Source organism: Betaproteobacteria bacterium, assembly GCA_016713305.1.
Lineage (GTDB): Bacteria > Pseudomonadota > Gammaproteobacteria > Burkholderiales.
This window is the reverse complement of the sequence record JADJPK010000032.1, coordinates 1-20,071: the sequence shown is the minus strand read 5'-3', so window position 1 is coordinate 20,071 and position 20,071 is coordinate 1. Positions and strand designations below refer to the sequence as shown.

The following is a 20,071-nucleotide window of genomic DNA, read 5'->3' as shown; positions in this document are numbered from 1 at the left end:
ACATCCCGACCGTGCTCGAGACCGTCTGTCCGGTGGGACGCGGCCGCATGACGAGCGGTTTCGCACCGTTCCCTGTGGCCCGCGGTGGGATGGATCGGTGCCTCGCGGTCGTGATCTATTTCCACCTGATTCCCGATCCGCCTTGGCTCGACGATGGAAGATGGCGACAAGGTGCAGCACCTCGTCGCATACGCGCGTCTCATGGCGTGGTTCGCCCAGGCTCGCGGCGCCCGGCCCCCACCGGCGGACGACAGGCCTGTTGCTGGTCGCGATGGGGATCGTGCTGGAATTCGCCCAGGGGCTGACCGGATACCGGTTCATGTCACTGGCCGACATGGCCGCCAACGCCGCCGGCGTCGCGCTGGGGTGGTTCGCCGCTCCGCCACGATTGCCCGACGTCTACGCGTGGTCGGCCAACCTGCTGAGCCGCCGGTGAAGGGACGGGTCCGAAAAGACCCCGCTCAGCGTTCCTCGCGCTTCAACTGCCGCCAGTCCTCCTGCAGTTCCACCAACGGATTGAAGTTCACCGAATCGGACAGGATGTATTCGCCCTTGCCGTTGGTCCACGCGTTGCGATAGCCCGAGGGACAGTTCGATGCGTTCCTGGGTGCGCGGATCCGAGTACACCTCGACGCCCCGGATCACCTGGCTGAACTGCTCCGCCTGACGGTCCTGCACCTCCTGCCTTTGCCGCACCGTCTCGCGCCAGGTGTTCTGAATGGACGCATTGGCTTCCTGCCAGATGCGATGGCGATCACGGGCGGCGTCCGAATTGATCTTGTTGATGCTGGACTGGAACCTTGCGATCGCAGCCGCATAGGCGGGATTGGGCCGCACGGAAGTCACCATGGTCGCGAACAATCCGGACCGGGCGTCGAGTTCACCCTTGGGAGCGCGAACGCCGAACACGTTGTATCCCGTGACCGTATAGGTGCTAGAGGAGTAGTTCATGTTCCCCTGCATGAGATCGGCCGTGTTGGCCGTCGGCATGACCGTGACGGCGACGGTCGCGCTCATCCACTCGTCCACCTCCCGGCCGGCCACCGTGTAGCCCAGACGTGCCTTCACAGCATCGACGCGGATGCCGCGCATGTAACCGGCCTGGATCAGTGGCTGGACCTGCTGCGTCAGCACGCGCTGTTCTGCCTGTGCGACACCCGACACCGGTTCCACGGCGCCCATCTGCGCCCCGCGTCGCACGGCGGGGATCACCAGATTGCGCACGAAGTTCGTCGCGTCCAGAACCGGATGCGGCGGGCAGCCGGTTCGATTCGCAGCCTGTTGCTGGAGAATCGGCTGCATCATCGGGTCGTCGGTCCACCGCCACGTGTACGCGGGAAACGATTCGAATGCCGTCAGACCATCGGGGGCCGTCGCACGAAAGGTGATTCTCACGATGTTGGCCGGGCAACCCATCTGGCTCGCGTCCCATTGCACGCTGTCCTCGACCTTCCAGTCGGAGGGCACGAGCATGCGAAACACTTCGACGGGTTCGCCGAACCCCTGCTTGTCCATCACGCGCACGAGCCGCATCCGGTACACGCCCGCACTCTTTCCATTGGCCACGGGCGCCGGCGATGGCGTCGTCGCCGGAGTCCCCTTGCTGCCAGCCGGCGCGGTGCCCTTGCCGAGTTCGCGCTTCTTCGCCTCGTACTCGTCCTTGCCCAGGATGCCCGCCTGATAGGCGGCATCGAGCGCTCGCAGCTTCTCCGGATCCGGCGCGGCGAGGGCGGCGGCGACCTGGAGGAACAGCATGGCGGCGATGGCCGTTCTTGCGTCTGCAAACCGTTTCATGGCCCCTTTCCTTGCTGATCGTGGCGGAGCGCGGGCTAGCGCGGCACCGTACCCAGCCGTACCTGCACATTGCCCGAACGGCCGCCGCGCACGAGACCCAGCGTGACCTGCTGACCCGGCTTGCTGCGCCCCACCGCCTGCACGAGCGATTGGGCATCGGTCACCGGAGCGCCATCGAACGATACGACGACGTCCCCCGGCTGGATTCCGGCAGCGTCGGCCGGACTGCCGGGAGCGACCTGCGCAACCAGCGCGCCCTTCTCGAGGCCGGTCATCTGGACATCGTCCGCTTCCAGCGCGCGGGTGGCCACGCCCAGCATGGGTCTGCCCGCCGCAGGCGCAGGGGTGCCGGATTCATCGGCCGTGCGGCGCGGGGGTGCAGGCCGCGCCGGCGGTTCGGTCGACGCGAGCAATGCGGCTTTCTTCTGCGCGTACTCGTCGTCGCTGAGCACTCCCGCCAGATGCGCCTGTTCCAGCGCCTCCAGCTTTCGCTTCCTCTCCGGAGAAACGGGAGGGCGCGGACTGCGCGGGGACGGGTCGGCGCGTCCGTCGGCAAAACGCACGCCCTTCTCCATGGACTCGATGGCCGCCTTGTGCCGGGCGAAATCGTCCTGCGGCGTGCTGGTCATCATGACCAGCGTCCCGCCGGGGAACGGTGCCGCGACCACGCGGAAGAAGGAAGGCTGGCCCTTGGGGTTGGTGCCCGAAGCGATCAGAAGTTCGGCAGGCTTGCCGCCGACCGTGGCCGGCCCGCGTTTCAGTTCCTGATACTTGCCCCACTGGGTGGCCACCTGCCCCGCCACGCTTTCCACCATTTGCCCGGGAGGAAGATGGCCGACGGTCACTGAAAGCGACGAATTGCCCGATACCAGAACGGACATCTGTTCCGAACTGGCGGCAACCGACCAGTCCTTCGGCACGGCAAGCGTGAAGCGCCCGCCCGGATCACGGAGAGTGGATTGTCCTGCCGCCGATCCTGCTGCAAACAAGGCGGAGAGGAAGACCACCACCGCTGCCGCGCTCAGACGTATGCCCTGGAGAAGCAGGACGGGGGAACTGTTCAACCGGGATTGCATGGCGGCCTCCGGGGCTGGGTCTGGCCGCATCATAAGCCCCGCGCCGCGATCTCGGCGGGAGGAAAGGCGCGCCAGGCCCCGGGGCCCCGCTGCGCCCGGACGTTCACTTCGGCAGCCGGTGCTCCACTCCGTACCTGGCGTAGATACGACCCAGGGTGCCGTCGGCGATGAGCGAATCGAGCACCTTGTTGACCTCGTCCACCAAGGCCTGGTCGGACTTGCGCAGGCCCACCGCGACATCCCACGAGAGTCTGGCGCTGTCGAAGGCATAGGTCATCCGTACGCCGGCATCCTGGTGCTTGTGGATGTAGTAGCTGAGCGTGGCGAACGACACGGCGGCGGCAGGAATGGCTCCCTTCGCCAGTTCGTCGACCATGTCGTCCTGGAACGCGTAGGGGGGTCAAGGATGCACCGCTCTTGCCCAGCACGACGCTGGCCACCGACCCCACCATCGCCCCCACCTTGCGGTCCTTCGGCAGATCCTTGTAGTCCTGGACGGGTTCGATGCCGGGAGCGAAGCCGAGCACGACACCCGAGCGCTGATAGGGCCGCGACAGAAGGGCGCGGCCCTTGTACATCTCCGGATTGTTGACACTGTCGAGCTGCATGTCGCAGTTGACCACGTTGGCGCGGCGACGCGGCACGACCCATTCGATGGAGAGGGAGAGCTTGAGCCCCTCGGCGATGGCGCGCCCCACTTCGACCTGAAACCCCGGGTCTCCCGGTTTGTCGCTGGCGTAGGGCAGCGTCTCCGGACTCGCGCACAGGGAGATGGTGCCCAGAGCGCGGACTTCCGCCAGCGTACGGGCCGACGCGGAACCGTTGAACGCTGCCACCAGCGCAGCGGCCACAAGCCACCCGAAGGGGACATGTTTCGCCCGGCGGCGCTTGTGTGACTTCCGGTCATGGGTTCTGTGGCTCCTCGCCTTCCCTTCAGATTGCGAATGAATTTCACGATCAACCGGATCTGGTCGTCGGAATAGATGCTGCCGAACGCCGCCATGCGGCTGGGCAGACCGTTCTTGATGAGGTTGACCATGTACTCGTCGCTACGTTCGGAATTCATGAGCTGCGGCCCCTTGCCGGCCTTCCGGCCGTAGTCCGCATGACAGAAACCGCAGATGTTGCGGAAGGTGTTCTTGACGTCGAAGTGCTTCTCGGCCGGCGCCGCATCGTCGGCGCTTGCCGGCTCGACCCCGAGAGCGAGGGCTGCCGCCAGGGACAGCGCCGAAATCGGGACCAAACGGCGGTGATTGTTCACTGCATACCTCCGCAAAATATCAGGATTGGGCGCCCGCTCGCGGGCCGCCTCCACCCCGCAACGCCCGACGGTCCTTTCGGGTGACAGGGATGGAAAAAAGGGCGGAGACGATGTCCCCGCCCTTCCTCCAGGCCCCGCGGCAGTTGCCGCGCCAGGTCTGGATTACGGCAGTGCGAACACCTTCAGCACGCCGGAATCCTTGGGCATGCTCTTCCAGGGCTCGCCCCAGAGATCGCCGTAGCCGTCGCCGACCAGGCTTCCCCAGCCGGTCATCACGGCCACGTACTGCTTGCCCTTGGCCTTGTAGGAGATCGTGCCGCCGTTGCTGCCCTGACCCATGTTGTGCGCCCAGAGCTTCTTGCCGTTGGTGGCATCGTAGGCCGTGAACATGCCATCTGCTTCAGGCACGAACAGCAGGTTGCCGGCCGTGGACAGCAGACCGCCGTGAGGCACCGCACCCGGATACTTGATCTCGAACTTCACCGCACCGGTGATCGGATCGCGAGCGCGGATGTGTCCGTGCGGAGGCTGGTCGCCGGGGCCGTGCATCGTGAAGTTGGCGCCGATGTTGAGCTGGACGACGGGCTCGGTGATCGGCTCGGTCTTCACGATGTCCAGGTCCATACACCACTCGAAACCGACCTTGTACATCAGGTTGGTCTTCGGGCTGTAAGTACCCGCGTTCCAGCTGTAGCCGCCAGCGATGGCCGGGCAGAGGTTCTTGTGCTTGCCTTCGGGCGGATCCCAGCGGCCGACCAGCGTGCCGTCGTCCTTGATGTCCTTCACGAAGTTGATCGCGTCCACACCCTTGTAGACCTTCACGGGCTTGCCGGACTTGCGGTCGAACACGAACACGAAGCCGCTCTTGCTGGGATGCACGACGTACTTCTTGCCGTCCCGGTCGATCATCATCAGCTCGCCCTGGGCGGGGTCGAAGTCCCAGGCGTCATGCGGCAGAACCTGGTGATAGCTCTTCAGTTCGCCCGTGTCGGGATTCAGTTGCAGCACGGAGGAGGTGTACAGGTTCAGGCCGGGGCGGGGTCCTTCGGTCATGAACTTGTCGCCGGCCCAGTCGTACAGGGGAGCCGGGTTGGCGGTACCCCACCACACCGTGTCGTTCTCCGGATCGTAGCTGCCGGCCATCCAGCCGCCGCCACCACCGGTCTTGTAGGAGTCACCGCCCCAGGTGTTGCGCGCATCCGACTTCGTGCCGTCGTTGCCGCCGGCGGTCATGAAGGACCACACCTTCTCGCCGGTCTTGGCATTGATGCCGAAGATCGGGCCGCGATCGGGCCACTCGCCGCCCTGGGCGCCGATGATGACCTTGTCCTTCACGAGCAGGGTGCACCCGGTGAAGCCGACCGTCAGCTTCTCGGAATTGACCAGCTTGGTTTCCCAATTGAGCTTGCCGGTCTTGATGTCGATGGCGGCCAGCTTGCCATCGAGCGTGCCCATGTAGATATTGCCGTAGCCGATGGCGATGCCGCGGTTGTAGGGCGAGTGCGTCTGCCGTGCGACCAGGTCCTCGTTCAGCTTGTGCTTGTATGTCCAGATCATCTTGCCCGTCGCACCGTCCAGTGCGTAGACCTGGTTGTACGGGCTGGTGTAATACAGCACGCCGTCGACGGCGAGCGGAATACCTTGCAGGCCGCGGTTGGCGCGCGACGCAACGTGCGACCAGGCTTCCTGCAGCTTGCCGACGTTCCTGGTGTTGATGTCGTCGAGCGCGCTGAAGTGCCAGGACTTGTAGGACCCGTGATACGACATCCAGTTGCCGGGCTCCTTGTCCGCATTGAGCAGGCGGGCGCCGTCCACATCGGCAGCCATGGCCGCTCCGGACACGAACAGGCCTGCCGAGATCGCGGACGCAAGCACGCGGGGCGTGAAGCGAGACGATTTACGCATGGTGAACCTCCCAAACGAATTCTTCCTACGAAATCCGCGGTCGATCGCGTCTTGGAAGGGGCGGACCGCTGGATGCTCTTGGGCTTGTAGTCCCCGCGAGAGATCTCCGCCTTGACGCCGGCACAACTGCGGAACCGGCTTCAACCCGCTCTCAAAGGGGTACCGGATGATTCTCGGGATGTTTTCCTACTCAGTCAAGGGAAACGGTCCAAGCGTATGTATCCCGTTTTCCCACTCATATTCCATTCTTGTTCCTATTGTCATCTCCAATCGATTGACGCTTTCGAGATGCGGTACGACGATGATCGCCGACGGTGGCGCGCGTGCCCGGCGGGGATGCGGGATCGCCAGTTCAGCCCGCATCCCGGAGTGATCCATGGACAGAACGCCCCTGCTCGACCTGGTCGCCGAACTTCTGGCGGCCATCAGACTCCTTACCGGTTATCCGATCCCGGACCGCTTGCCCGAAATCCATGTCGTTCCGCCGGCGGAAATCCAGCGGCTCCTGTGCAAGGGCAACTGCGGCATCAAGGCGTTCTACCATCCCGACAAGGGCATCTTCGTCAGCAATACCGCAGACCCCGCCAGCGACGTACTGGGCCGCTCGATCCTGCTGCATGAACTGGTGCACCACGTCCAGCACGTGACGGGCAAGTTCGACCGCGTATCGAACGCTTGCGAACGCTGGTACTCCAAGGAACGAGAGGCATACGAGGTCCAGAACGCCTATCTGCGTGAGCAGGGCGAAAGGCGCAGATTCGCGCTCGACTCGCTCCCGCACATGTGCGCCGACGGAAAGCCCTGACGGTACCGCCACGTCAGGCGCGTGCGGTGCGCCGTGTCCTGCCCCGTGGAATTTTGTTAAGGTCTCGCGCCCCGGACGTCCCGCCGGACCGATCAATGCCACGAACAGGTGATCTCACATGATGTCGTCCAAGAGAAGGACTCTGCTTGCGGCCAGCGCCATGACCACGGTTCTGGGCGCGCTCCGCGCCCCGCCAATGCCGCCGTGATCACGCTGGGTCACGTGAGCCTTTCCTTCTACGAAGCCACGGCCAGCCTCGTGCAGTTCATCCTCGAGCGCAAGGGCTGGAACGTGGCCCTCCAGTCGGGCAGCCATGCCCAGATCTTTCCCAAAGGTGGCGGTCGGCGACGTCGATCTGTTCGTGGCCGCATGGCTGCCTTACGCGCATGCGGATTACTGGAAGGAATACGGCGACCGCCTCGTCAAGGTGAGCACGTTGTACGAGGACGCACAGCTCTACTGGGCCGTGCCGGACTACGTGCCGGCGGAGGCCGTGCGCAGCGTGGCCGATCTCACCAGACCGGAGGTCGCCGCCCGCATGACGAAGACCATCCGCGGCACCTTGCCCGATTCAGGCCTCATGATCGGATCGCGCAAGATCTTCGAGCACTACCGCCTGTCCGAGGCCGGGTACGAACTGGTCCCCGGTCCTGCGCCCGAGTGGCTCGCGAACTTCAACGCGCGCGTAGCTGCCAAGGACTGGTTCGTGATGCCTCTGTGGCGCCCGCAGTTCCTCAACAAGGCGCATCGCCTGCGGGTGCTGGACGAACCGCAGCAGTTCCTGGGGGCCGAACAAGGCCATGCTCGTGGCCAACGCAGAGTTCTACGAGCGACTGAACAAGCAGCAGCGCCTGCCGCTTTCCCGGATCGAGGTCTCCGTGAAGGCCGTGACCGAGCTGGACTACTGGGTGAATGTCGACAAGATGAGTCCGCGCGACGCCGCAAGACGCTGGATCGGGATGAATCCCAACACGGTCACTTACTGGATCGAGGATCCGGAAGAGTGATGGCGCACGGCGGGACGCCGTGAAGCTGCAGCAAAGACACCCATGAAAACAGGGCGCCCGCAGGCGCCCTGTGTCCTTGCTGCCGGACCGGCGGTCAGATGTTCTGGGCCGCCATCTGGTCCGCGATGTACTCCGCCTGTCGGATGGCCAGGGCCACGATCGTGAGCGTCGGATTCTCCGCCGCGCTGGTCGTGAACTGGCTGCCGTCGGAGATGAACAGGTTGGAGACGTCGTGCGACTGGCCGAAGCCGTTGCACACGCCCGTGCCCGCATCGCTGCTCTGACGGCACGTGCCCAGGTTGTGCGTGGACGAGAACGGCATCCGCGTGTAGACCTTGCGTGCACCCACCGCTTCGTACAGGGCAGTCGACATCTTCCACGCATGCTCCCGCATCGCCTTGTCGTTCGGGTGGTCCTGCTTGTGCACATGAGCGACCGGCATGCCGTGACGGTCCTTCTTGCTGGTGCTGAGCGTCACACGGTTCGACTCCTGCGGCATGTCCTCGCCGACGATCCACAAGCCTGCGGCATTGCGATAGGCCTCGATGTCGCGGGCGTACTCGCGCCCCAGCCTCCGGGCTTCACGAAGGATGGGAAGCCAGGCATGCCGAACGCAGGCAGCGTCTCGAGCTCATAGCCCGCCACGAAGCCGCGCTTGGGGTTGAAGACCGATTCGTCCTTGATGATGCCGGCCATCTGCGTGCCACGGTGCAGGTTCACTTCGCCCGGCATGATCGCGTACACGGCGCCGGTCAGGTGCGGCATGTAGTTGCGCCCCACCTGGCCGGAGGAATTGCCAAGACCGTCGGGGAACATGTTCGAGGCCGAGTTGAGCAGCAGCCGCGGCGTTTCGATGGAATTGCCCGCCACGCAGACGATGCGCGCCTTCTGCTCCCGCATCACGCCGTCCCTCGTCCGCGTACACCACACCGGTGACCTTGCCCTGGGCGTCGTGGTTGATCTTGATGACCATCGAGTCGGGACGCAGTTCGTAGTTGCCCGTTGCTTCGGCCTTGGGCACTTCGGTGTACAGCGTCGACCACTTGGCTCCGATGGCACAGCCGCTCATACAGAAGCCGATCTGCCTGCAGGCGGGACGGCCGTCGCGATCGCGCGAATTGATCGCCATGTTGCCGGTGTGAAAGTCGCGGTATCCGACCCGCTTCGCACCGGCGGCAAGCACGTGGTAGTTGTTGCTGCCGGGCAGACGGGGAATGCCGTGTGCCAGTGACGCCCATCTTGTCCTCGGCACGGTCGTAGTACTCGGCGAGATCCTCGTAGGAGATGGGCCAGTCGTCGAGGTTGGCGCCCGCGAGGCGTCCGTAGGTGCTGAGCGCCTTGAATTCGTGCGGCTGCAAGCGCAGCGATGCGCCGGCCCAGTGCACGGTCGTACCGCCGACGGTCTTGCAGATCCAGGCGGGCAGATTGGGGTCGAGATCGCCGGAGCCTTCCCGCGGGTCGAGCCAGGAGAGCTTGGCGAACATCTCGCCGGTGTTGTTGATGTCCTGGAGCGCGAGCCGCCTGCCTGCTTCCAGGCAGACCACCTTCACGCCCTTCTGTGCCAGTTCGTTGCCGAGCGTTCCGCCGCCCGCGCCCGAACCGATGATGACGACGACGGAGTCGTCGTTCAGATCGAATTGAGCCATCTCGTGGTCCTCACTCTTTCGGCAGCCAGCTGATGTCGTCGAAACCGCGCTTGATGTAACCGCCGTGCTCCACGGACGAGCCTCGTAGCCGAAGATCTTCCAGATCTCGGGATTGCCGTACAGGCCACCCAGCGTTTCGCCGTACATCAGGCCGAAGAAGGGCGTCTTCTCGACCGTCTTGAGAATGCGCACCCGCGCCTTCTCGCCGAGTTGCGAGAACGGCTGGTTGTCGAAGTTCTTCCGCGCGAGACGTTCCACCTGTGCCACGCCCTCGGACACCATGGCCTTGGTTTCCGGGCTGGCCGCGGCCTTCTCGTCCACCGAGTGCCCACGTTGCCGTAGTAGGAATCCGCGAGAAAGTCATGCGGGAACAGGGTTCTCGCAAAGGCGAGCAGCGTCTGCCCCTCGGCATCGCTCAGCGCCTGCAGATGATGCGCAGACCACGCGTTGGTCGAAACAGCGCCGAGACCCGCTCCGGCCGCGAGGGACATGAAAGCACTTCCGCCCGCGATCTTCAGGAACTCTCGCCGTCGAAGCTCCAGCTCTTCGTTCAGCATGTTGTCCTCCCGTTTATCTCGTTATGCAGCTCGCTGCGAAGGCGGCCGATGTCGCGCCCGCCATCGCCGAAGATGTGCCGGCAACCACCGATCACGACGCGATTAGAGGAGATCGCCACAGCACGTCAAGGGATGTTTGTCCCGTGGCTAAAGGGAAGATCTTCGAATCAGCAGTCGCTGCCGCAACGCAGCAGAGGAGGATGCCTGAACAACTTGAACGAGTTACGACGAAGCGGCCGAAATGGTCCGGGGCAGGCCGAAGCGACGTTGATGCGATGCAAAATGCATCGCCGAGAATGTGGCGCGACCTTCATCGGAAGCGCCGCAGAAATCGCTCGCTATTGGTCGCCCGCGCGTTGCGATGACGGGGGCCGGCACAGCCCGGTCTGCAGCGCCGGGGCAGGCGCGCCTTCGCCGGATTCATCAAGCGAACTCGTACCGATACCCACGATCTCCAGCGTTGCGTCCTGCCGCCACGTCCCCAGCACGACCACACGCCGTCCCACCCACTGCCCGGGTGTCATGGACGCCGCCGCCGTGACCGGGATGCCGCTGACCGCATGGGAGGAGGAATCGCCCTCGCAACGTACGTAGAAGCCTTCGAGACTCACCCAGCCGGATTCCGGGCCGGGCCCGGGGGTCAAGGGATCCCGCGTCACGGTGATCGCCCGCAGTTCGTCATCCTGCCACCTGCCCGAGACGGACACCTCGGCTCCTGCGGCATACCGGCGACCGTCGTCGCCGTCGGAAGATGCACCATCACGCCGTCCACGTCGATGTACTCGCCATCGAAATCGCGAACCGAGACCGGTCACATGGACATCGGTCCGCGGGTCCCGGTATTCGAGCCTCGACGCGACCACGGTGCCGTCGGGCTGCGCGATACCGCTGACTGTGACGTGTGTTCCGATATCGGGGACGACGGGACCGGACAGCGCCACCATGCTGTCCCTTCCCATCCGCACCGTTCTGCCCATCACGGCGAATGTCTGGCTCGCCGTGTCTCGCGTCGTGACCGGTCCCGATACCGCGTCCTCGGTCGCGATCGATCGTGCGACGGGATGGCCCGTCTTCAGGTCGGTCGCGACGCGCACTACTTGGCCGAGCCCGATGGCGGCTGCCGTCGCGCGCTCCCCGCGCACGGTGATGGGCACCCCGTCGTTGAACTCGATCTCGATACCGTTCACGCAGATGCTTCCGAATCGCGTGACCGTGCCGATCACCGTCCCGATCGAGCGCCGTGCATCGGCCACGATTCCGGTGCCCCCCATGCCCCCCACGGGATCGGGATCGGGTGAGGTCGAATCCCCGTCCACGCCCGCCACCCACCCCCGCCCCTTGCCCAGACCGCCCGTCGCGCACAAGTCCGCTGCGAGTACGGATCCGGCGCCCGCCAGGAGAGCAAGCGCCAGGCACAGGGCGGCCCGGCGCCGGAAGTGAAGAGAAGCTTCATGAATCATGTTCTGGTTTTCCGTTGCGCGCGATCGATGGCCGGGCCCTCCGGTCATCCGCGTCCGTTTCAGGCTCGGCGTAGAAATAGACGCCGAAGTTCATCCGCCATCGGACCTCGTCCGTACGCGCCCCGGCTCCTCCCCCAAGCACGCGGTCGTTCACCGCCCGCAGCGCTTTCATCGCAACCTTCTCGGCGACGGCGGACAGTTCTGCGCAGGACTCGGGGCGCAGATTGCCGTAATGCACGCAGCGTTCAAGAAACGGCGCGGCAGGATCGCTCATGTTGCGCTCGATGGCGGCCAGGTGGTCGTGCACGTTCTGCCCGAGGTAGTGGCTCTGTTGCTCGATATCGGCTACCGGGACGAAAGCGGACCGTCGCAGGCACACCCGGCCCTGCGCATCCAGCTCGGCGACTCCTGCGCGCAGCCATTCATCAAGGATCACCCGGGGATGGATGTCCTTGCTGACCGAATGGACCAGCGTTTCGAACGACGCGTCTTCCGCAGCCGATGACTGCCGCGCCAACGGCCTCGGTTCGCCATCCTGGTCCAGATACTCCTTGCGGCTATTCCAGACGGCAGCGATCTGCGCAGCCAGCGAGATCTGTCGAGGCGCCGGCTGCGCCAGGGCACTCCGGGCGTCATGCCGCAGCTTCTTCACGTACTTGCGATGCACACCCGTCAACAGGCTGATCCGGCTGTCCGTCACCTCCTCCTGCGCACCGGCGAGTTCGCTCTGCGCAACGTCCAGATAGGTGTTCTTCAGCAGATCGGAGAACGCGGGAAACGTGACCCCGTGCCGGATGGCAAGCCGCACCAGCGGGCGCAACAGGCGCCCGATCGCGGAGATGAGCAAGCCCGCGCTTTCGGGATCAGCGGGCGGCGGCGGAGTGCGGTTCATGCCTCCCGACTATACCGCTGCCTGGGCCGCGATAGAAGCATTGACCAGTGACTTTGTCCCTTTTATAGTGACTCTCGAAGGGACATTGTCCCTTCATTTCTTGCCGGCCTCCGGGTCGGCCGTTCATCAAACGCAGGAGAACTGACATGACCAAGAAGCTTCTCGCCGCCCTGATCGGCACCGTGTTCGCAGTGGGCGCCCTGTCCGGCTCGATCGCCTTTGCAGACGACAAGAAGGAAGAGAAGACCACCAAGGAAGAGAAGAAGTAACACTCTCCCCGGGAACGTCCGGCACCGTACTTCCGGCGGTGCGCAGGGCGTTCCCCCCACGGCATGGTCGTGCCGTGAGCCGTCTTCCGCTCCTTCGGAAACAGCGGGGCGGTAGCATTGCGGCAGGAACCGTTTGAAGGTTCGGCCGCCTCCATGCCCTTCGCTTACTACGACAGACTCACGCCTGCGCGCCGGCGGATCTACGACCGCAGTGATGCCCTGACGGAACTGCCCATACCTGCCGGAGATGACTTGCGGCCGTTGGCCGAAGCCCTCTTCCAGAGCCTGGCCCAGGACCGCGAAACGGCCGTGCAGCGTGACTGCCAGCGGCTGCTGGATGCCTTGACGCTGCGCTTCGGCGTGCCGTCGCTGCGCGCCAGGTGTTCGCCGTCCGTCCGCGCGGCGACTGGGGCGAGCTGCACGGGATGTATCGCCCGGAAGAGGAAGGACGCCGCGCCATCGTGGAACTGTGGATGAGAACCGCGCAGCAGCAACGCGTCGTGGCCCGCGCACCTTTCTGCGCACGCTCCTGCACGAGCTCTGCCATCACCTGGACTACGAGATGTTCCGCCTCGAGGAAACCTTCCACACCGAGGGCTTTCAAGCGGGGAGTCGCACCTGCTCGTCCAGCTGGCAGGCCCGGCGCCCGGGCGGGCAAGAGTGCGCAGGGCGAGCCGGCGACCTGAATCGCCCACCCGGCTCCGCGGGTCCGGTGCTCAGGAAGCCCGCAGCCGCGTGAGCGACCAGACGTACCAGGAACGCCAACCCCAGGACGAAGCTTCCACCCAGAATCAGGTATCCGGTGTCGTCCAGCTCCAGGGAAGGATCCAGGTTTCGGGCGATGCCATAGAACGCGACCGCGTAGGACATCGCCACGATGGTCCAGCCGAGCGTGCGGCGGAACCGCGCGGCATTCTCCCGCTGGGAACGTCGCAGCACCGTGGCGAGCAGCCGGCTGTCGACGGTGTCCGTGAGCATCATGCCCAGCGTGAAGGCCAGCCCCCATGGCCAGCGCGAAGGCCGGTTGCTTGCTGGTCGAGGCCACGTAGCCCCAGGCAGCTGCCTGCGTGGCCGTGTCGAACACGAGCCCGAACAGGACACCGATCAAAACCACGGCCAGCGGATGCGACGACTCCCGCAGCCGCCTGGACACGAACGGCAGGCGCAGGGCCATGGGCTGGAAGTCGTCGCGCCGAACGAGGGTCAGGAGATTGAGCGTGCCCACGAGCAGCAGCGCCACCGGCAACCACGCACCCACGACTTCCAGCGAAGCCGGCACGATCGATCCCGGCTCAGCAGGCTCACGGCCACCGCAATGAGCGTGACCAGTCCGCCGTGACCGAGGGAGAAGAGCGTGCCCACCCAGGGGGAGAGCCGCGGCCGCTGCCCTTCGAAGCGAAGACCCAGACCGTCGATCACCGCGATGTGGTCGGGATCGAAGCCGTGCCTCAGACCCAGGAGGCCCATGAGGCCCAGCCCCGACCACGACAGGAGTTCGGTGCTTGCCATGGGCGAGATGCTAACCGATGGACGGCGTTCGATGACCCGCGAAACCACGATCGATCGCACGCGAACGGCGCGCAGGGAGCGTTCCATCGGCGGAGCGAAACGCGCACCGGCGCGTCGAGGCCGGGCGGGGCAACGGGCCCGCCACGTGCCCGGAACGGACCACTGATGGGCGAAGCGCATCCCCGGCGCACGATGACGACCCGGCGCGCTGCGGAATCCGGGGCGGTTGCGCCGGAACGGCGATCCGCGCACATTGAAGGGGTTCAATCAGGAGAGGATCGAGTGAACGGGATTCCGTCATGGCCCTGAAGACCGACCGCAAGCTCCACTGGAATGCCGGCTACTGGCTGCTCGCGCTCGCCGCGATCCTGACGCTCCAGAGCCTGTGGCAGGCGCAGCGGACCGTGGAGCCGGTGCCCTACAGCGAATTCGAGAAGGCGCTCGCGCAGGGCCGCGTCGCCGAGATCACGATCGGCGAGAACACCGTCACCGGCAAGCTCAAGTCGCCGGACGGTTCGGGCAAGACCATGATCGTCGCCACGCGGGTCGAGCCGGCGCTCGCCGAGCGCCTGTCGCAATTCGACGTTCCCTACACCCGCGTCATCGAAAGCACGCTGTTGCGGGACCTCATGTCGTGGGTACTGCCTGCGGTGGGCTTCTTCGGGCTCTGGTTCTTCGTCATCCGGCGCTTTGCCGAGCGGCAGGGCGTGGGCGGATTCATGAACGTCGGCAAGAGCCGGGCGAAGGTGTACGTGGAGAAGGACACGGGCGTGACGTTCGCCGATGTGGCGGGCGTCGACGAGGCCAAGGCCGAGTTGCAGGAGATCGTGTCGTTTCTCAAGGATCCGCAAGGCTATGGCCGCCTGGGCGCCCGCAGCGCCCAAGGGGACTGCTGGTGGGTCCCCCGACGGGCAAGACGCTCCTTGCCAAGGCGGTCGCCGGCGAAGCGGGCGTGCCGTTCTTCAGCATCTCCGGCAGCGAGTTCGTGGAGATGTTCGTGGGCGAAGGCGGCGCGGGTGCGCGATCTGTTCGAGCAGGCTCGCGGGCGGGCGCCGGCGATCATCTTCATCGACGAGCTCGATGCGCTGGGACGTGCGCGCGGAGCCCCTGGGTCCGATGGGCGGACACGACGAGCGCGAGCAGACCCTCAACCAGTTGCTGGTGGAACTGGATGGTTTCGACAGCTCGTCAGGGCTGGTGCTTCTCTGCGACGAACCGCCCGGAGATTCTGGACCCCGCCCTGCTGCGCGCCGGCCGCTTCGATCGTCAGGTGCTGGTGGACCGGCCGGGCCAAGGCCGGCCGGCTGCAGATCCTCCGCGTGCACGTGAAGAAGATCCACCTTGCGGCAGACCTGGATCTGGAACAGGTGGCGGCGCTCACGACGGGCTTCACCGGCGCGGACCTCGCCAACCTGGTCAACGAAGCGGCGCTCGCGGCCACGCGCCGCGGTGGTACGGAAGTAATCCTGGGAGGATTTCACCGGCGATCGAACGGATCGTCGCGGGTCTGGAGAAGAACAACCGCATCCTCAATCCACGCGAGCGCGAGATCGTGGCCTATCACGAGATGGGACATGCGCTCGTCGCGCTGTCGCTGCCGGGTACCGATCCCGTGCACAAGGTGTCGATCATCCCTCGTGGCATCGGCGCCCTGGGCTACACGATCCAGCGCCCGACCGAGGACCGCTTCCTCATGACGCGGGACGAACTCGAACACAAGATCATGGTGCTGCTCGGTGGACGCGCGGCGGAGAAGCTGGTGTTCGGTCATCTTTCCACGGGCGCGGCGGACGACCTCGCCAAGGTGACCGACATCGCACGCGACATGGTCACGCGCTACGGCATGGTGGAAGATCTCGGTTACGTGGCCTACGAGGCGCGGCCACCGCGTTTCCTGGATGTCCCCGGCTATTCCCAGGGCGGATGCCAGGTGAGCCCGGCGACGCAGCAGCAGATCGACGTGGCGATCAGGACCATCGTCATGGAATCATTCGCCCGGGCCACGGCCGTGCTCGAAAGGCACCGTGCGGTGCTGGACACCTGCGCGAGAGAATTGCTGGCGAAGGAGACGCTGGATGAACCGGCGCTCGCGCACTCACCTCCGATCTGCGTTCAGGAGCGACCCATGCGGATGACACCGTACGGACAGACATGCAACCCGCCTGAAACGGATCACCGAACGGAAAGCCGCCGGCGGGTGCTGCGCATGCTGGCTCTGGCACCGGCATGCGTGCCCGGTCTGCTGGCGGCTGCGGACGAACCGCAGGAGTATCAGACGCGGATGCCACGGCGATCCGCGCGGTCATCGAGCGCCAGCTCCGCCGCCTTCGCCGAGGACGATGCGGAGACGGCGTTCTCCTGGCGTCGCCGGAAATCCGGCAGATGTTCTCCACGGCGCGGAACTTCATGACCATGGTGCAGGCCGAGTACGCGGTCGTCTACCGGCCGGCATCGACCATGTTCGCGGATGTCCGCCAGGCGGATGGGCGCATCCCTTCAGTTCGTCGAGATGACGGATGCGGACGGGCAGATGTGGCACGCCATCTTTCACGTGGCCCGGCAGGACGGCGGCGCCTGGCTCATCGCCGGGTGCATCCTCATCCGGGCCGACGCCAGGGAAGCAGGCGTACGCGACCCCGTCATCGCCCCGGGATGACCTTCTCCGTCATCGCGTAGAACATGCAGTCCTCGAGCGCCTCCACGTCGTGGCGCTCGCCCAGCGCCGTATGGTGATAGTCGCCCGCCGACAGCACAAACTCGCCCAGCCGCATGCGGCCGCTCACCATATAGAGTTCCTCGCGCCCCAGATGGCCATGCATCTTGATGACGCGCCCTTGGTCATGCGCACGAGCAGGGTGCGGCCCCGCCTTCCTCTTTCCTGAGGATCGCGCGTTCCACGCCTGCCTGCTTTCGGGCGCCCACTTGCGGTCGGCGGTGCTGATTGCGTACATGAACCTCTCCTGAATCGGGTGATGGCGGGAATGATGGCACGCAATCCGGCGATGGGCGAAACCCCGTCTCTCGGACGATCCGTTTTCCGGATGTGATCGGCGTGCGCGGATCCCGGTTAGGCTCGCGGCTCCGCGCTCGCTCACGCCACGCCATGCCCGTCGATGTCTGCGTCCGTTCTTCCGTCGCCATCGTCGGCGGAGGCCCTGCCGGACTGATGGCGGCGGAAGCGCCGCCGGCCTGGTGCCGCGGTCGTCTCTACGAAGCCAGACCGTCGCTGGGCCGCAAGTTCCCTCATCGCCGGCCGGGGCGGGCTCAATCTCACGCACGCCGAGCCGTTCGAGGCATTCGTCTCCCGCTACGGGGCGCAGGCCGCCGTGCTGCGCCCGATGATCGGAAGCAGCTTCGGGGCCGCAGAGATCCGGCAGTGGGCCCGAGGCCTGGGTGTCGAGACGTTCGTGGGGAGTTCCGGAGCGCGTCTTTCCGGTGGACTTCAAGGCCGGTCCTCTGCTCCGCCACTGGGTTCACCGGCTGCACGGGGCCAGGTGAACTTCACGCCACGCTGGCGCGGCCTCAGAGGGCATGGGCTTCGATACCTTGGACGCCCCACGAACGTCGTCCACCCGGCATGGTGTTTCGCTTGGCGGCGGAAGCTGGCCGCAGCTCGGTTCCGACGGTGCGTTGGTGCCCTCGATGAAGAATGCCGGCATCGCGGTCGAGCCCTTGCGTCCGGCGAACTGCGGCTTCGACGTTCTGGAGCGAACACATGGGCACCGCTTCGCGGGCGTTCCGGTCAAGTCGTTGGTCGCCCGTGCCGGCGGAGTCCGATGGAACCGTGCACGAACGGGCCGTGAATTCGTCATCACTGGAATGGGTGTGGAGGAAGTCTCGTGTACGCGCTGTCGTCCGTTCTTCGCCGCTGTCTTGAGCTAACGGGACAGGCCAGGAGCTGTTCTCGACCTGCGTCTCCCGCCGCACGGCGGCGCAATTGGAGCCCTCCTGGCGCGCCCTCGAAAGCGCTCGCTTTCCGAGCATCCAAGCGCGGGAATCGGCGCTCGGAGTGAAGGCGGCACTGCTGCGCGAATTCACGGCCGCGGACGCGCGAGGATCCTGCCCGCACGGTGCCCTGGGCTAGTTGCGTCCACGTCCTCTCGATACCGGTTTTCATCGGCACCGCATAGTGGAGTGCGCTTCGACGAAATCGACGAGGCCTGATGGTGAAGCGCCTGCCCGGCGTTTTCTGCGCGAGATGCCGGATCTGGAGGCCCCACCGGGGATATCTGCTCACGGTTCGTCTTCGCGACCGGGCTTGCCGCAGGCACGTCCGCCGTGCGGCCTGGTGCAGGCGTCCGGCCCTGCCTGATGCAGGACGGACCTCCGTGGCGTTTCGAATTACACTCCGGTCAAATTCGCGGTCCCCCCGATGCTCCGGGGCCCAGCCCGATCCTGCGCGCCGCGCTGTTGGCGGCTCCTGTCCTTCTCTTCGCGGCTGGGTGTGGCTTGCTCCGGTCGAGAACGCACCTGCCGGAGGTGCTCTGACCGGCAGCGACCTCAGTGTCGCCAGATGCCTCGCAGACCGCGTACCTGCATCCGGCCGCCGGCCCCGATTCCCGCCAGAACGAACTCTTCGCGCTCGGGCGCCGCACTGTTCCAGAACCGCTGGGCGTTCTGGCCTGGACCGCACTCATTGGGGCCCCACCTCGCCCAGGCCTGCACCACGTGCCACACCAACAACGGGGTCGTGACCGGACGCCCTCCCTGCCGACCGTGGCGATGCCGGGCGAGGTGCGGGACCACCATATCACGGTGCCCTTCTAGCTTCGGCCCTCAACCTGGTCGTCCGCGCGGAGTCTTCTCGTGGACGCGCACGGGGTCCGCGCCTGCAACCCCCAGTAAGGCAGCACCGAGGCTTGCAGATCTCGCGAAGGGTGTCGTGTCGCCGGAGGCATCCTTCGGTGGAGTGGACCGAGCACGAGGTCGCGCCCGCGGAGGCACCTGCGCTGCGCGTGCTTCTGCGCTGCGGCTTTCGGACTTCGGTTGCGGACCGCTCGGCGAGGATGCACATGCCGCAGCATGCGCATGGCGCCGCCGCCGTGGGTCTTGGCCTTCTCGAGGTGCAGGCGCCGGACGAAATGCTGCTCGCACTCGCGGCACGCCCGGCCACCGGGGACGTCCGCGGCAAGGCGAAGCGGGTGTGGGACGAGAGCCAGCGCAAGGTCCCGATCGGACGCTTCGGGCCTCGAAGGTCAATCACGGGGGTGGAGCAGGTCGCGATCGCCTTCCTCAACGACATCGGTCTTTCTACCGAGGTGTATCCGGACCAGAACTGCCCGCCGATGAGCCCGACCTGCAAGGAACAGGTGGTGGCGGCAAGCCGGAGGCGGGGCGCCAGCCTGGCGGCGACAGAACTTCACGTGCGGTCGCTTCGCGTGCCGGTGTCGGTGTGGTGGACGATCCGGGGGTGCGGGAGGGCGAAAGATTCCTTCGCGGATGCAGGGGGCAGTGGGCCACGTGCCGGAATTGTGGACGGGGCCGTTCTTGCTCTTCCGCCCGTCGCCCACCAGACGATCCGGCTCTTCACCGATCTGTTGCCGTGCACGACATGGGCGAGGATCTCGCGGATGGACGGCCGGAGGTTTTCGCGAGCGGCCGCGAATGGCGCACGCCGCCCCTGCCCAGCATCGGCCACCTGTCGGAGGTCATCAACGGCGCGGGCGCATTCCTGCATCATCGATGGCCGGCCCGGCATTTCGAAGAAGCGATTCTGTGGCATGGCGGCGAAGCGAAGTCGTCCCGTGATGCCTTTGCCGGCGCAGAGAGGCGAGACTGCAGCGCTGATCGCCTTCCTGAAGTCGCGTTTCTGGAAGAGACGGCCCGCCGTTCAGGCGGGCCGCGATCTAACCACGATCACTCCGTCGGGCCTTCCAGCGGGATCAGCCCG

At 65.8% G+C, this 20,071-nt stretch carries 17 protein-coding genes and 4 pseudogenes; 10 read left to right on the top strand and 11 right to left on the bottom strand.

Annotation, left to right across the window (positions count from 1 at the left end; all coding sequences use genetic code 11):
- Positions 1-142 precede the first annotated feature (142 nt).
- Positions 143-436, top strand: coding sequence for a hypothetical protein (locus IPK20_25850; GenBank protein ID MBK8019774.1), 294 nt, complete (start codon positions 143-145; stop codon positions 434-436).
- Here the strand turns inward: IPK20_25850 and IPK20_25845 are convergent.
- The 5 genes from IPK20_25845 to IPK20_25825 form a co-directional block, all read right to left on the bottom strand.
- Positions 400-1,794 (bottom strand): SHOCT domain-containing protein, encoded by a 1,395-nt coding sequence (locus IPK20_25845; GenBank protein MBK8019773.1) that lies wholly within the window; start codon positions 1,792-1,794, stop codon positions 400-402. The two genes, IPK20_25850 and IPK20_25845, sit on opposite strands and share 37 nt — an antisense overlap.
- A 35-nt stretch (positions 1,795-1,829) precedes the next feature.
- Complete coding sequence (locus IPK20_25840; protein ID MBK8019772.1) at positions 1,830-2,870, bottom strand: PDZ domain-containing protein; 1,041 nt, start codon at positions 2,868-2,870, stop codon at positions 1,830-1,832.
- Positions 2,871-2,973: 103 nt separating this feature from the next.
- Positions 2,974-3,246 (bottom strand): transporter substrate-binding domain-containing protein, encoded by a 273-nt coding sequence (locus IPK20_25835; GenBank protein ID MBK8019771.1) that lies wholly within the window; start codon positions 3,244-3,246, stop codon positions 2,974-2,976.
- A gap of 24 nt (positions 3,247-3,270) precedes the next feature.
- Positions 3,271-4,113: a cytochrome c gene (locus IPK20_25830; GenBank protein ID MBK8019770.1), complete on the bottom strand. Its 843-nt coding sequence runs from the start codon at positions 4,111-4,113 to the stop codon at positions 3,271-3,273.
- A 180-nt stretch (positions 4,114-4,293) separates the two neighbouring features.
- Positions 4,294-6,036, bottom strand: a complete 1,743-nt coding sequence (locus tag IPK20_25825) for a PQQ-binding-like beta-propeller repeat protein (GenBank protein ID MBK8019769.1) — start codon at positions 6,034-6,036, stop codon at positions 4,294-4,296.
- A 376-nt stretch (positions 6,037-6,412) separates the two neighbouring features.
- On the opposite strand from IPK20_25825, the gene IPK20_25820 reads away from it, so the two are divergent.
- Positions 6,413-6,841: a hypothetical protein gene (locus IPK20_25820; protein ID MBK8019768.1), complete on the top strand. Its 429-nt coding sequence runs from the start codon at positions 6,413-6,415 to the stop codon at positions 6,839-6,841.
- Positions 6,842-6,955: 114 nt separating this feature from the next.
- On the opposite strand, the gene IPK20_25815 is transcribed toward IPK20_25820, so the two are convergent.
- Positions 6,956-7,156, bottom strand: coding sequence for a hypothetical protein (locus IPK20_25815; protein ID MBK8019767.1), 201 nt, complete (start codon positions 7,154-7,156; stop codon positions 6,956-6,958).
- Here IPK20_25815 and IPK20_25810 point away from each other — a divergent pair.
- Positions 7,155-7,871: a glycine/betaine ABC transporter substrate-binding protein gene (locus IPK20_25810; GenBank protein MBK8019766.1), complete on the top strand. Its 717-nt coding sequence runs from the start codon at positions 7,155-7,157 to the stop codon at positions 7,869-7,871. The two genes, IPK20_25815 and IPK20_25810, sit on opposite strands and share 2 nt — an antisense overlap.
- 71 nt (positions 7,872-7,942) lie before the next feature.
- Here IPK20_25810 and IPK20_25805 read toward each other — a convergent pair.
- From IPK20_25805 to IPK20_25795, 3 genes and pseudogenes are all read right to left on the bottom strand, one after another.
- Positions 7,943-9,494 (bottom strand): annotated as a pseudogene (locus IPK20_25805) (GMC family oxidoreductase).
- A gap of 895 nt (positions 9,495-10,389) precedes the next feature.
- Entirely contained in the window at positions 10,390-11,511 is a 1,122-nt protein-coding gene (locus IPK20_25800; protein MBK8019765.1) for a hypothetical protein, read from the bottom strand.
- A complete protein-coding gene (locus IPK20_25795) occupies positions 11,501-12,403 on the bottom strand; it encodes a hypothetical protein (GenBank protein ID MBK8019764.1) in 903 nt (300 codons plus the stop codon). Before IPK20_25795 ends, IPK20_25800 begins: the two co-directional genes overlap by 11 nt.
- A 422-nt stretch (positions 12,404-12,825) precedes the next feature.
- Between IPK20_25795 and IPK20_25790 the strand changes: the two genes are divergently transcribed.
- On the top strand, positions 12,826-13,149 hold the full coding sequence (locus IPK20_25790; GenBank protein MBK8019763.1) for a hypothetical protein: 324 nt from the start codon (positions 12,826-12,828) through the stop codon (positions 13,147-13,149).
- Entirely contained in the window at positions 13,142-13,411 is a 270-nt protein-coding gene (locus tag IPK20_25785) for a SprT-like domain-containing protein (protein MBK8019762.1), read from the top strand. The genes IPK20_25790 and IPK20_25785 overlap by 8 nt, the downstream gene beginning before the upstream one ends.
- Positions 13,412-13,875: 464 nt before the next feature.
- Here the strand turns inward: IPK20_25785 and IPK20_25780 are convergent, their stop codons facing one another.
- Positions 13,876-14,163 (bottom strand): hypothetical protein, encoded by a 288-nt coding sequence (locus tag IPK20_25780; protein MBK8019761.1) that lies wholly within the window; start codon positions 14,161-14,163, stop codon positions 13,876-13,878.
- 317 nt (positions 14,164-14,480) lie between these two features.
- Here IPK20_25780 and ftsH point away from each other — a divergent pair.
- Both ftsH and IPK20_25770 read left to right on the top strand, forming a co-directional pair.
- Positions 14,481-16,261 (top strand): annotated as a pseudogene (gene ftsH, locus IPK20_25775) (ATP-dependent zinc metalloprotease FtsH).
- A 146-nt stretch (positions 16,262-16,407) separates the two neighbouring features.
- Entirely contained in the window at positions 16,408-16,857 is a 450-nt protein-coding gene (locus IPK20_25770) for a DUF4864 domain-containing protein (protein ID MBK8019760.1), read from the top strand.
- Here IPK20_25770 and IPK20_25765 read toward each other — a convergent pair.
- Positions 16,821-17,132 (bottom strand): hypothetical protein, encoded by a 312-nt coding sequence (locus IPK20_25765; GenBank protein MBK8019759.1) that lies wholly within the window; start codon positions 17,130-17,132, stop codon positions 16,821-16,823. The two genes, IPK20_25770 and IPK20_25765, sit on opposite strands and share 37 nt — an antisense overlap.
- Positions 17,133-17,284: 152 nt before the next feature.
- On the opposite strand from IPK20_25765, the pseudogene IPK20_25760 reads away from it, so the two are divergent.
- The 3 genes and pseudogenes from IPK20_25760 to IPK20_25750 form a co-directional block, all read left to right on the top strand.
- Positions 17,285-18,669, top strand: a pseudogene (locus IPK20_25760) (NAD(P)/FAD-dependent oxidoreductase).
- A 518-nt stretch (positions 18,670-19,187) separates the two neighbouring features.
- A pseudogene (locus IPK20_25755) lies at positions 19,188-19,511 on the top strand (hypothetical protein).
- Between the two features lie 221 nt (positions 19,512-19,732).
- A partial coding sequence (locus tag IPK20_25750) for a hypothetical protein (GenBank protein ID MBK8019758.1) occupies positions 19,733-20,071 on the top strand: 339 nt, incomplete at its 3' end.